The sequence below is a fragment of the Brevibacillus sp. HB2.2 genome (assembly GCF_013284275.1).
GTDB classification, from domain to species: Bacteria; Bacillota; Bacilli; order Brevibacillales; family Brevibacillaceae; genus Brevibacillus; species Brevibacillus brevis_D.
In genome coordinates this window covers 1-12,773 of record NZ_JABSUV010000033.1, presented here as the reverse complement: position 1 = coordinate 12,773, position 12,773 = coordinate 1, and the positions used below count along the sequence as shown (strand labels likewise).

11 protein-coding genes are annotated in these 12,773 nt (G+C 47.0%); 8 read left to right on the top strand and 3 right to left on the bottom strand.

What is annotated here, in order from left to right; translation table 11 throughout:
- The first annotated feature begins 47 nt into the window (after window positions 1-47).
- On the top strand, window positions 48-767 hold the full coding sequence (locus HP401_RS32560; protein WP_173606489.1) for a metallophosphoesterase family protein: 720 nt from the start codon (window positions 48-50) through the stop codon (window positions 765-767).
- Between the two features lie 69 nt (window positions 768-836).
- On the opposite strand, the gene HP401_RS32555 is transcribed toward HP401_RS32560, so the two are convergent.
- Window positions 837-2,051: a GDSL-type esterase/lipase family protein gene (locus HP401_RS32555; RefSeq protein ID WP_173606488.1), complete on the bottom strand. Its 1,215-nt coding sequence runs from the start codon at window positions 2,049-2,051 to the stop codon at window positions 837-839.
- Window positions 2,052-2,279: 228 nt separating this feature from the next.
- Between HP401_RS32555 and HP401_RS32550 the strand changes: the two genes are divergently transcribed.
- From HP401_RS32550 to mleBRB, 6 genes are all read left to right on the top strand, one after another.
- Window positions 2,280-2,813 carry a 3'-5' exonuclease gene (locus HP401_RS32550; protein WP_173606487.1) on the top strand — a complete coding sequence of 178 codons (534 nt, stop codon included), beginning with the start codon at window positions 2,280-2,282 and terminating at the stop codon, window positions 2,811-2,813.
- A 108-nt stretch (window positions 2,814-2,921) separates the two neighbouring features.
- Window positions 2,922-4,118 carry a DUF418 domain-containing protein gene (locus tag HP401_RS32545; protein WP_173606486.1) on the top strand — a complete coding sequence of 399 codons (1,197 nt, stop codon included), beginning with the start codon at window positions 2,922-2,924 and terminating at the stop codon, window positions 4,116-4,118.
- 163 nt (window positions 4,119-4,281) lie between these two features.
- Window positions 4,282-5,754: an S-layer homology domain-containing protein gene (locus HP401_RS32540; protein ID WP_173606485.1), complete on the top strand. Its 1,473-nt coding sequence runs from the start codon at window positions 4,282-4,284 to the stop codon at window positions 5,752-5,754.
- Between the two features lie 231 nt (window positions 5,755-5,985).
- On the top strand, window positions 5,986-7,359 hold the full coding sequence (locus tag HP401_RS32535) for a TraB/GumN family protein (RefSeq protein WP_173606484.1): 1,374 nt from the start codon (window positions 5,986-5,988) through the stop codon (window positions 7,357-7,359).
- Window positions 7,360-7,524: 165 nt separating this feature from the next.
- A complete protein-coding gene (locus HP401_RS32530) occupies window positions 7,525-7,926 on the top strand; it encodes a DoxX family protein (protein WP_173606483.1) in 402 nt (133 codons plus the stop codon).
- Window positions 7,927-8,345: 419 nt separating this feature from the next.
- Window positions 8,346-9,191 (top strand): BRB family alpha/beta fold macrolide esterase, encoded by an 846-nt coding sequence (mleBRB, locus tag HP401_RS32525; protein WP_173606482.1) that lies wholly within the window; start codon window positions 8,346-8,348, stop codon window positions 9,189-9,191.
- A gap of 170 nt (window positions 9,192-9,361) precedes the next feature.
- On the opposite strand, the gene HP401_RS32520 is transcribed toward mleBRB, so the two are convergent.
- A complete protein-coding gene (locus HP401_RS32520; protein WP_173606481.1) occupies window positions 9,362-10,414 on the bottom strand; it encodes a 2,3-butanediol dehydrogenase in 1,053 nt (350 codons plus the stop codon).
- 247 nt (window positions 10,415-10,661) lie between these two features.
- On the opposite strand from HP401_RS32520, the gene HP401_RS32515 reads away from it, so the two are divergent.
- Window positions 10,662-11,693: a LacI family DNA-binding transcriptional regulator gene (locus tag HP401_RS32515; protein ID WP_173606480.1), complete on the top strand. Its 1,032-nt coding sequence runs from the start codon at window positions 10,662-10,664 to the stop codon at window positions 11,691-11,693.
- A 73-nt stretch (window positions 11,694-11,766) separates the two neighbouring features.
- Here the strand turns inward: HP401_RS32515 and HP401_RS32510 are convergent, their stop codons facing one another.
- The gene (locus tag HP401_RS32510; RefSeq protein WP_173606479.1) at window positions 11,767-12,504 is read right to left on the bottom strand and encodes a cyclase family protein; all 738 of its coding nucleotides are present in this window, start codon (window positions 12,502-12,504) and stop codon (window positions 11,767-11,769) included.
- Between the last annotated feature and the right edge of the window lie 269 nt (window positions 12,505-12,773).

The following is a 12,773-nucleotide window of genomic DNA, read 5'->3' as shown; positions in this document are numbered from 1 at the left end:
AAGAATCTGAATATGGGATAATAAGAGTAAGCAGGAAGGAGATCGCTATGAAACGGAAACTTATTATTGGTGATATCCATGGATATTTTCATGTACTTAAGCAGCTACTGCAAAAAGTAAATTATAGGCCTATACAGGACCAAGTTATTTTTATTGGAGATTATATAAGTCGAGGACCTGAATCCCTAAAAGTTGTTTCAGAGATAAAAAGAATGGTGGAGGAAGAAGATGCAATTGCGTTAATGGGGAATCATGAATATTCTTTGATTGAATTTTTAGACTCTCGGAATCCTTCCTTTGATTTATTTTTTCTACATCAAATGGGTGGTATGAACGCAATAGATAGTTTTCTTCAAGGTGTGGATGATTCAGTTTTTAACGATATAGAGCTTGTTAAAAGAACACTCAAAGTAGAGCGTAAAGAAGAAATGGATTTTATCAATCATTTGCCTTATTACTTTGAAGATGAAGGGCATATTTTTGTACACGCAGGAGTTTCTCCAAGGAATTGGCGAGAAACAACACCTTCTGATTTTGTCTGGATAGGTGAGGATTTTATCGAAAGTCCAACAGGCATTGATAAAGTTGTGGTATTTGGACACACCCCAACTTCTAGAATAAAATCGAATCCAGAACCCAATCAAATTTGGTATTCAACAGAAGGTGATAAAATAGGAATAGATGGCGGGTGTGGCTATTCTGGCGGACAACTAAATGCGTTGGAAATCAATACAGAAGGATACAGGAACTACTTTGTCAAATGTTAAAATACACAGCCCCTACCCTCGTTAAAAGGTGGGGGCTGTTTGACGCTTGCCAACGAAACGACCATTTCCTTACTTTACAATTCCCTTCAAGAAGTCAAGGAGCAGCGGATAGAAATGGGGTTTGAAGTGAACGCCGTTGTCTGCGTATTGGATTTTGTTGGCGGTGAATAAGGGTGACAAGTCCACGTAATCGACTTTGACTTCATCGGCCAACTGTTCGAGCGCTTGGTTGAAGTCCGTAATGTTCGCATACTGCGGCACTTGCTTCAGGGTTTCCTCGGCGACTGGCGGGATGGACAGAATGTGGAGCTTGGCGTTCGGCAGCTTGTTTCGGATGCTGTCGATCAGCTGGCGATAGCGCTCGATGAATTCCTGCTTGTCCGACAATGTAATGTCATTGCTGCCCAACAAAATGAATACATGCTCCGGTGTCCGGCTGGCGAGTTTCTCGACATTCATGAGGGCGAGAGAGAGCGTCGCGCCGCTCGGGGCGATGACATTCGCCGAATCCACTTTGTTCAGATAGGACAACGCCCCCAAGATGGAATCCCCCAGGAAAACACTGTGCTTGAACGCTGCTTTGTAGGCTTCGTTCGTATCGATGAGCGCCGGACCGCGCGACTGATTGGCCAGATCGGTCCGCTCCTTCAAATAGCCCAGTAGGATTGGGTAGAATGCGTTCGTGAAATGAGAGCCGTCTTCATCGTATTGAATCTTGTGCTGCCGGAAAATGGGGGCAAGGTCAATGTAGTCGATACCCTTCTCCTTCGCCATCTTCTGCAAGGCTGCGTTGAATGTTTCAATCTGTGGGTTCATGGACGAACCGAACGGCGATGCGGTATCTACCGGCGTAATCGACAGCATGTAGACGCGAGTCGCCGGAAGGAGTTCCCTTATACGATCGACCAGCCGCGTGTATTTCTGTACGAATGTCTTCTCCGCTTCCTCTAGCGGTTCCCCAAGATCGTTCTGTCCCATTGACAGGAATACATAGGACGGCTTGCGGCTCGTGATCTCTTCGACGTTGTCCAGCGTAGATTGGACCGTTCCGCCCAATCCCCCCATAACGTTCGCTTCAGGTAGTAGGTCATCGTTCGTCAGTCCTCCGATAATGGAGTCGCCTACGAACAAGCTGCTGCCGAACAATTCCTGAAAGCTACCTGCAGGCGCCTGTGTCGTAGCGAGCTGAGTCTGCCCCTTGTCGTCGGGCGCACTACAGGCGACGAGAGCTGATAGTATCGCCACTGATAAAAAAATACTTACCCATCGTTGTACCATTTTCATTCTCAATATCTCCTTCTTGCAAGATAGCCAAATCATAGAAGAGAGAAATCAATATCGGGTGCAGATGAGATCAATATTGGGTGCAGACGAGGGGCAGGAGGCATTGGCTTGCTTCAAGTTGGACAAGGTGCAATTGCCGGCGGTAGTAGCTTTTAGGGAAAAATTGGTATACTTGCAGAGAGACCATACAAGGTTTATGATGCGATGTTTTATGTGGGAGGAATGACTATGAATTACATCATCTTTGACCTGGAAGCTACGTGCTGGGAAAACGACAGGACGAAACAAAATGAAATCATAGAAATTGGAGCGGTAAAGCTGAATGAGCACCTTGCCGTAATCGGTGAGTTTCAAACTTTTATCAAGCCAAAGCTAAACCCTATTCTCTCAGACTTTTGCAAAAAATTAACATCCATTTCTCAAAAAGAGGTGGATCAAGCACCGAGCTTTGGTGAAGCAATCAGCCACTTTCAAAACTGGATAGGCAGTGAGTATCACCTTTGTTCATGGGGCTTCTACGATAAAAAGCAATTGAAAATGGATTGTGAATTACACAATGTGCCGTCAAGCTGGATTCGTCACCATATCAGCATCAAGCACCAACACGGCAAAATGATTGGAGCCGAGCGAGGTGTCGGGATGGGGAAGGCATTGCAGATGTTGAATATCCCTCTCGAAGGTACGCATCATCGTGGAATGGATGATGCCAGAAACATCGCTAAAATATTCGTCGAAATATTTGATCGGTTGAAGTTCTCCTGATCGTCTATCATACGCAAGTTACGATAAATGTAAAATTAAGGTAACGGTAAGGCGTGATTTAGAAGCCATTAAGCTTAGCTCGTTACAATCAGACTTGAGGTGATTGTCATGGAGCTAAAGCAGAACCGCGTTCGCATCATCGATGGCTTGCGGGGATTTAGTTTAGTAGGGATTTTGATGGCGAATATGCTGATTTTCCAGTATGGGATTTGGGGAAGCCAAGAAATGGAGTTGTACGCCCTCTCCGATTATGAAATGACAGCTTATCAGCTTGTGAAAATATTTGTGGAAGGCAGCTTTATGCCGATTTTTGCCTTCATGTTTGGTTTTGGCATGATCAAAATGCAGCAAAGCCTGGCTGCCAAAGGCTTGAGACAAAAACGCTACCTTACCCGCAGGTTTTTGATGCTGATCGGACTTGGTCTCCTTCATTCGTACTTCCTGTGGGAAGGGGATATCTTGGGGTTTTATGGTATGATGGGCTTCTTTTTGTTGCTGTTCATGAACCGGAAACCGAAAACTCTGCTCATTTGGGGGATTGTCTTGCTCTGCCTCGTCAGTTTAATGGGGCTTGCTCCAAATGATCCGAATGATCCTGCGAGTATTACCGATTCTGCCCGTATGGAAGCCTATGTGGTCAAAACCATGACCGTCTACGGCACGGGAACATACGAGGAGATCGTGCATCACAGAAGCAACGAAGATCCGCTTGATTTGCCAGAATACATGATGTTTGTTTTGCTGTTGATCGCGCCGCTTATGAGCGCACCGATGTTTCTTTTTGGGATGTATGCTGCGAAGCGCAGGTGGTTCGAAAAGCCAGAGCAAGAACGAACCTCGTATCTCCGAAACATGCTGATCTTCTTGCCAGCGGGACTTCTGTTAAAAGCGCTACATGTGTATCTGCCGGGAGCTTGGTGGAGTGGCGTCGGTGATATAACGGGGGAAAGCATCCTTGCCATCGGTTACATTTTCGCCTTTGTTTGGTTCTTTTCCAGAGGCACGGAATCAACTTGGCTGCCAAGGTTTGAGGCTGTGGGGAAACTCTCTTTAACCAATTACCTTTTGCAAACCGTTATTTGTACGACGATCTTTTATGGATATGGACTCGGATGGTTCGGAAAGATCGGGATATTGGCTGGTTGTGGATTAGCGATCATGATTTATGTGGCACAGCTTTTCTTAAGCCCATTGTATCTAAAACGATTCCGTTATGGTCCAGTGGAACGACTATTGCGTATGTGGACGAATTTTTCGCTCTCCGGCAAAACAAAGCAACGCCCGGAAAAACCTATTTCAGCGTAGCATCAAAAATTAAAACCAAGTAGCTGCTCTATTGGCTACTTGGTTTTTTGTTTGTTTTTTGGCCTCTAAAAATATGAATCCTCTTATCGGTCTCCATCATACAATGTAAATGGTTGGAAAAAAGATGATCAGATAGGTCATCGGAAAGAACGGAGGATGGGAATTGGGACGTTTTCACAGAGCCGTAACGAGTCTGGTTTTCTTTAGCCTCTTTTGCTTGATCTTCCAAGCATCCATATTCGTGCCTGTAAGCCAAGCAGCAAGTGCAGAGGAAACACCTGCCGCAGTAGAAGCCACTGTAGATCTTCGTCATTTACAAGGAAAAGTCAATGAAATTAACGCCGAGAACTTAATCCAGGAAAAATATACGCCAGACAGTTGGAGCAAGCTTGTGTATGCGTTGGATGCTGCAAAAGCGGTACTGACGAAGCCAAACGTCACCCAAGCAGAAATCGATGGTGCCTTGTCCGTGTTAGTCATAGCAAGAGACGGGCTGAAGAAGCAGGAAGGTACAGTTGACAAGAGTAAACTGCAAACGAAAGTAGAGGAAATTGCAGTAGAAAAGCTGCAAGAAAAAGATTACACGAGGACCAGCTGGAAAGAGCTACAGAATCGACTAGGGAATGCTTACTTTGTGCTGGATGATCCACATTCGAGCCAGATTGTCGTAGATGTTGCCCTTGAGAAACTGATCAAAGCAAGACAAGATTTGAAGAGACAGGATGACGCGGTCTATAAAAGAGAATTGAGAGCCAAAGTCGAAGAGATCGAGGACAAAGACTTGGATAAAGATGACTACACCAGATCAAGCTGGCGTGATTTAGAAGATGCACTCAAACAAGCATGGGATGTCATCGACGATCCACATGCCACGCAGTCGGAAGTAGACGATGCTCTGTACGATTTGAAGAAAGCATGGAGAGATCTAGAGGATGACAAACATCGGGACAGAGACCGGGATCGGGACAGAGACCGTAAAAAAGGTTCCTATACCACGCCGACAAACAGCTTTTTTACTGGAGGCAGCTCCACAGATAAAAAAGAGGAACGCCCGTCAACCAATAAGAAAAGTAAGAGTCAACGTGGCTATATCAACGGCTATCCAAACGGAACGTTTCAACCGGATCGCACGGTGACACGTGCGGAGATGGCGGCCATTTTACTGAATGCCGGAATGGTGAGCCAGTCTTCTGTAAATAAGGGAAGGTTCTTCGATGTAGCTGACAACTACTGGGCAGTAAATCCGATTCATCAAGCAAGTGCGGCGGGTATGATGAGCGGCTACACCGATGGCACATTCCGCCCATCGGCCAACATTACCCGGGCGGAAATAGCCGCGGTCATCTATAAATACAAGGCCTTGCAAGGTGGAGGAGGGGGCACTGCCTTCTTTGATGTGAGGGGAGATCACTGGTCATCTCCAATCATTGCAGCGGTTGTTGCGAAAGGCTACATGACAGGTTACCCCGATGGCACCTTCCAGCCAGAGAAAGCGCTGACTCGTGCCGAAGCCGTAACGATTCTCAATCGCGTGCTGAATCGCGTCCCAGAGAACCAAGCTGGTTCGCAAAGATGGCCGGATGTCGCACCTGGTCATTGGGCGTATAAAGAAATTGAAGAAGCATCCATTCAGTAACGATTTCGAAAAAGGACTCACCCTTCTGTAAAATAGGAGGGTGAGTTTTTTTATGGTGATGAACATGATCCTGACGATCAGAGTGGCTGCTTTTTATGTATAGTGAAAAAGGCCCTGTTTTCTATTCTTTTCTATCATTCGGTTATCTCTTCCAGAAGATTGTGGTATAATCTACCACTAAGATGGAATGGCATAAAATCATTCAGCTTAGAATCGAGAGGAGAAAGTTTCATGAAATTAAACAAACGCTGGAGCAAACTGACTCGTTGGGCGGGTACAGGTGCACTCAGTTTGGCGCTTTTGCTAGGGTATGTGCTTCCAGTTCACGGACAAACTCCCGTAATCAGCCCTTGGTCGGTGAACACGTTGAACGAAGGGGAGAAATACGGAATTTTTCCACTGGCGTGGTATGAAGACGGTTCATTTCAGCAATCGATTCCTGCTGACAAATTTATTTCGTTGATGGAAGGAACGGCGAAAAAGCTGGATCTTCTGGGATTGAAGAAAAAGAACGCTTCCTTATCCTTTCCGACTGATAAGGTCATTACGAGAGAAGCAGTCATTACTTCTCTGTACAAACTCCTGGCGAACTACGAATTGCCAGCAGCATTCGAAATGACCGGGGATAACCCGATTGACTATATGAAGAAAAAAGGCTTGGTCAAAGGGACAAGCGCAGGTCTGGAGCTGAACCAGCCAAGCACGCTTGAACAAGCGACGGTGATGGCGAGCCGACTGGTCGAGTTCGCATTCGATACGGTGGGCAGCGGTGCCGAAGGTCTCATGTGGAAAGTGACTAATGGCAAAAATACTATGTACTTACTCGGCTCGATCCACATGGGGATCGCAGATATGTACCCGATGCAAAAAGACATCCGGGAAGCGTATGAAGAATCGGATGAACTGTGGGTCGAAGCCGATATTATCAACGGTGACAATGACTATTTAACACAAAAGATGGTATACACGGATGGCACCACACTGAAGGATCACGTATCCGCTGAGACGTACCAAAAGGTGCAAAAATTGCTTGCAAAGCTGCAACTGCCAGCCAATTCTTTTGATGCCTACAAGCCATTTGCTATTGCGTTGTCTGTGCCAACGCTCGGCTACGCAGACGGTGAAACGGATCTTCAGTTCGCGATGCTGACTGGCATCGACAGGTACTTCCTGACGAAGGCGATGCTGGATGAGAAGCCGATCAAGGAGCTGGAAGGTATTAAGCTGCAAGCGGACTTGCTGTCAGGTGTACCGGCAGAGCAGCAGGAGAAAGAATTGAACATTATTTTAGATAGTGCGATGACCGAAAAAGGGCTGGAGGAAGGCACCAAGCTCTTAAAAGATATGCAGACGGAATGGGTAGAAGGCGATCTCAATGGCTTTACCCAGATCATGACGACGAATGGCGATTTCGGTGAAGGCGAAGTGAACCAGCGCCTGCTCGGTGAGCGAGACAAAAACATGGCTATTAAACTGGCAGAAGTGTTGGAGAAAAAAGGAGAAACGACTTCTTTTGTCGTGGTCGGTGCTGCCCACTTCTCCATGAAAGGCATGGTTATCGATCATTTGAAAGCCAAGGGCTATCAGGTGCAACAATTGCAATAAGAGCGGGAATAGGAAGTGTCGGCGCGCAGGCTGGCACTTCTTTTTGTTGCTCCGAAAAAATAGGTTACAGAGTGAACATTTCCCCAAAAGAGCAATTCAGAAGAAATCTCTCTGCTTTGAATGTGCTACGATCTGCTTAGGAAAAAAATGAAAGGTGGGACCCCCATGCGGAGTCAAATTTCTAAAACACGTCTGTGGATTGCACGGATTATGAGCGGACTTGTCATTGTTTTTATGCTTTTTGACGGTGTATTTAAACTCATCCAGCCTGCTCCTGTCGTAGAGGGAACCCTCGTACTTGGCTATGCGCAGCATCACATTGGTGTGATTGGAATTCTCGCCCTTGTATCAACGGTGTTGTATGCGATACCCCGGACAGCAGTTTTGGGTGCGCTTCTGTTGACTGGATTTTTCGGTGGGGTCATTGCGACCCAGATCCGTGTCGATGCGCCTCTTTTTACGCATACACTGTTTGCTGTCTACCTCGCGATTTTAATGTGGGGCGGATTGTGGCTGCGGGATGAGCGGGTGCGAAAGATGCTTTTCGCTGTCAAAGAAGAAAAATGATAGCTACGAACAACCGTTGAAACTGCCAATCGTTGACAGATGAAAAAGCATGTGGTAGGATGGGCACAACTTATCAAGAACGGAGGGTTACGTGTGGCAAATTAATTTTTCGATACTTTATTCGCACAACACAATCGATGATATAGCGTAAAAAGGCTATGTTGTGTGCATACGAATCGAAAAATGGTTTGCCGCTACGGTAACCCAATTGAATCATGGGCAAATGGGAGTGAGCAAGGCAAGCGTGCTGCCCCCTCTATTTGCATGATCTGTGAAGAGAATGGAACCCATCCTGTACAATCAGATGCTAGTATCTGATGTTCATGGTTTCCGTTTAATCTTTCTTTTTCGATGACGTAAGCACAGGCAGCCTAGCCTGTGTTTTTTTATTACAGTTTCGTTGAGGAGGAAAACTTACAATGGCAGAACAGATCCTAAAAGTAAACGGTGTGGAAATATGCGCGGAAAGCTTTGGGAAGCCCACAGATCCGGCGATTTTGCTGATTATGGGAGCCCAGATGTCCATGCTTTGGTGGGAGGAAGAATTTTGTCAGCGAATAGCTGACGCTGGACGCTTTGTTATTCGTTTTGATAATCGGGATGTCGGGCGCTCCACGACGTACGAGGTTGGCCAACCAGGTTATACGTTTGAAGATATGGCGGATGACGCTGTTCACGTCCTGGATGCATTCGGTGTACAGCAGGCACACTTCGTTGGTATGTCGATGGGCGGAATGTTGACACAAATGATTGCATTGCGACATCCCGAAAGAGTTCGCACGATCACATTGCACGCAACGTCGAATTTTGCTCCTGGCCTACCACCAATCGATGAGAAGCTGATGGAGTTTTTCAGCAAGATGGGGGAGATCAACTGGGAGGATGAGAAGGAGGCGTTAGAGGCGGCGGTTGCGAGTTGGAAAGTTCTCAGTAGTTCCAAACATCCTTTTGACGAGCAGCGCGTTCGTGAATTGGCCAAAATCGATATCGCCAGAAGCAACCATTATGCGAGTAGAAACAACCACGCCTTCGTGACGGCCAGTGAACCGTATTTGTTGCGGACAGCGGAAATCGGTGTACCAGCTCTCGTGGTTCACGGTACTGAAGACTTGCTCATTCCTTTCGCGCATGCATTACATCTTGCGAATACCATTCCGGGAGCAGTCTTGCTCACGTTGGAAGGGACAGGGCATGAGCTTCCGTATGGGGATTGGGATGTCGTCATCGAAACGATTTTGAAGCATACGCAAGAAAAGGAAGCGTAATGACAAATCCTCCTCTTCGCTGAGTGCAAGGTTACAAATCGAAGAGGGTAACAAGAAAAAACGGAGCGGAAAACAGGAATGAACCCTGCTTTCTCTCCGTTTTTTTGTAGCGGAATGGGTATTTCCTTATGTGGAAGGAAACAGCACGATATTTATGGAATCGTTTTCGATTATGCTCTCGGGCTAACGAGGATTTTCACCTGGTTTTTCTCTTTCAGCAGAGCTTCAAAACCATTCTCCATGATGTCGTCGAGCTTGATGCGCTGGGTGACCAGCTTGTCTGCTGGGAAGAAGCCCTTTTCCATCAGGCTGATGACGGCAGGGAATACGTCGCGGTAGCCAATGATGCCTGTCATGTTGCGCTCTTTCATGACGATGTGATTTGGCTTGATTGAAGCTTCTCTTTCGAAGATGCTGACGATCATGATTTGTCCAGCGATTTTGGTAGATTCGATGGCTTGCGTGAGGACAGGAGGCACGCCTGTGACTTCAAAGGCAATATCTGCACCGCCGTTTGTCCGGTTGTGAATTTCCTGGACTACGTCGTATTCTTTTGGATCGATGACGATAGCTCCCAGCTCAGCGGCCTTGCTTTTACGTTCGGGGGACAGCTCCACTGCATAAATCTCAGCTGCACCTGCTGCTTTCAGTGCTTCGATGACAAGCAAGCCGATAGGACCGGCGCCGAATACGACAGCTTTGTCACCAGCTTTCAACTGACTTGAACGGACTGCATAAAGGGCTACGGCAGATGGCTCCACAAGAGCACCTTGCTCATAGGAGAGACTGTCTGGGATTTTGTGGACCATGTGCTCATCGCAAGCCACGTATTCCGAGAAGCCGCCACCACCGCCTGCGAGACCGAGGAAGCCCATTTTTTCGCAAAGATTGTATTTGCCTTGTCTGCACGCAGCGCATGTTCCGCAAGCGAAAACTGGCTCGACGACGACGCGATCGCCAACCTTGATAGTGGTTACGCCTTCGCCGATTTCCACTACTTGTCCGGAAAATTCATGCCCCATTACGATCGGGGCTTTTTCACCTGTAAGTGGATGTTCAGCTCCCTGTGGGATGAAGATCGGGCCAGCCACGTATTCATGCAAGTCGCTTCCGCAAATCCCGCACCACTCGATTCTGATTTTCACTTTACCTTTGGTCGCAACCGGTTCCGAAATGGTTTCCAAACGGAGGTCCTTCAAACCGTGCCAACGTAATGCTTTCATATCTGCCATCTCCCTTGTTCGATTTGGATTCTATATGAAATTCAGCAAGTAAAATAGGAAACGTTTCCGAAAAATAATATGTCATAAGTTCAGCAACTTGTCAATTTGATTTCCTAGGCAAGAGTCTGCTATGTTTTGCTCACGCCTCGTTACCGTTACTTTTGTGTATGCTATAATTGCGGTAGGAAAACACAATTTAGATCGGAAACTTAGAAAACGATTCCGGTATGGAAAGGAAAGCACGGCGTTGGATACAAAAAATAAAGTGACAATAGAAGACGTGGCGAAGAAGGCTGGTGTAGGAATCGCAACGGTATCGAGGGCCATCAATGACAGCGGGGGAATCAGTCCGAAGACGAAAGCGTTGATTCTAGAAGTGATTGATGAGCTGGGCTTTATTCCGAACACTTCCGCGCAAAGTCTAAAGGTACGCCAAACCTATCAAATTGCACTGGCTGTCCCTGACATTCGCAATGCAATCATTCCGGATATCGCCTGGTCAGTTGAGCAAGCTGCCAAGCAGCATGGCTACCGTGTCGTACAAATTAATACAGCAGGAAATGCCCGAATGGAGCTTGAGACTGTGCGTGAGGTCAAAAAGCTGCATGTAGACGGGCTGATTATCATGCCGCTTGCCTATCCGAAGACGTTGGTCCAGATGATTAACAAAGCGAGTGTTCCCGTTTCGATTATTAACTATGGAAAAAAGCTTGAAGATAGTGTGAAAGCAGATGTGGTCAGCATGGCCCGTCAAGAAGGGCGACTCGTCATGGAACATCTGATCAAAATTGGCCGTACGCGAATCGCTTACGCTGGTGCGCCAAAGGACAAGATCGAGGAGCGGTATTTTGCCTATGAGGCGTCACTTCAGCACGTCGATCCTTCGCTGGTGTATTTTGGTGAGGACTTCTCGTTTGAGACGGGCCTTCGTGCTGCCGATTACTTTTTTAGCCTGAAAAACATGCCGGACGCTATCTATGCGGTCAATGACATGGTGGCAATCGGGATCGTGAATCGGTTCAAGGAACTCGGAGTCCGCGTGCCAGAAGATGTCGCGGTCGTGGGAATTGACAACAATGTGTGGACGACGATAACGACTCCGCAGATCAGTTCTGTTTCGATCATGGGGGAAGAGGTTGCACGGCTGGCGACGGAGCTTTTGCTGAAACGGATTCGCGAGCAGGGGGCAGGAGCGTACGAACGCGTACAGTTCGAGCCCCGGCTGATTGTAAGGGAGTCCAGTGTGGCGGTTATCCGTAAATCCTCGTTGGATACGTAGACATTTTCAGCTGAAAAGCCGAGTGAAAGACAGGTGATCGGTGATGATACCTGGCGTTTCCTCGGCTTTTGATTTAAGGCAATATGGCAAACGAACGAACCGGAAACCCGGAGGCTTTTTCGGGCTTCGGTGTAATGTTTACTATGACAGCGCCTTTTGCTGGTAGCTTATCGAGATTTTTGAGCAGCTCTACTTGATAGGTGTCTTGATCGAGGACGAAATACTCACCCAGAAGCGCTCCGTTTTTTCGGTAATCGATCGTCGCATCGGTATCAAAGGTTTCGTGACCGACTGCTTTGATTTGTCTTTCCTTGAACAAAAATTGTAAAGCCTCCAATGACCAGCCAGGAGCGTGATTGTTTCCATCTGCATCCTTATTGTTGAAGGCCTCCACATCTGGCCAGCGCTTGCTCCAATCTGTACGCAAGGCTACGAAGGAGCCGCTCTCGATTTGACCATGCTCGGTTTCAAATTGCAAAATGTCTTCCACGGAAAGCGAATAGTCGTTGTTGGCTTCGGCTTCTTTTGATTTGTCGATGACGACGAGCGGCAATACGAGTTCTTTTAGTTCGATCTCGTCCAAGTAACGCTTGTTGCGCACGAAGTGAATGGGTGCATCCAAGTGCGTACCGTACTGTCCAGGAAAAGAGAAGCGCTGGGCAAAGAAGCCGTCGTCATGCGTGAACAGTGTTTGGAATTCGGCGGCGTCAAAGGCGTGGAAGTGCGGAGATTCCGGACCGAATGTGTGCGTAAGATCGACCCATTCTTTTTGTTTTAACAGGGTAATTGCTTGAATCAAATCGTTTGCCATGTGTCCACCTCGTTACTGTTTTTAAAATTTTCGCGCTTATAAAACCGAGTTTATCCAATACTTTATCGCTTCTAATTCCGAGTGTCAATATCGGAAATGATATGGATGAATGGTTTAACAAAAAATAGCAATCGAGAAGAAGCGTTCGAGCATGATTCTGCTATGCTTTAAAGGAGAAGAATGAGTATCATCCAAACAAAAAGCGAAGGAGAAATTCCCATGACAAAAGAGCTTTGGATCCATTTGCCCGTCAAGGACCTCGAAAAGTC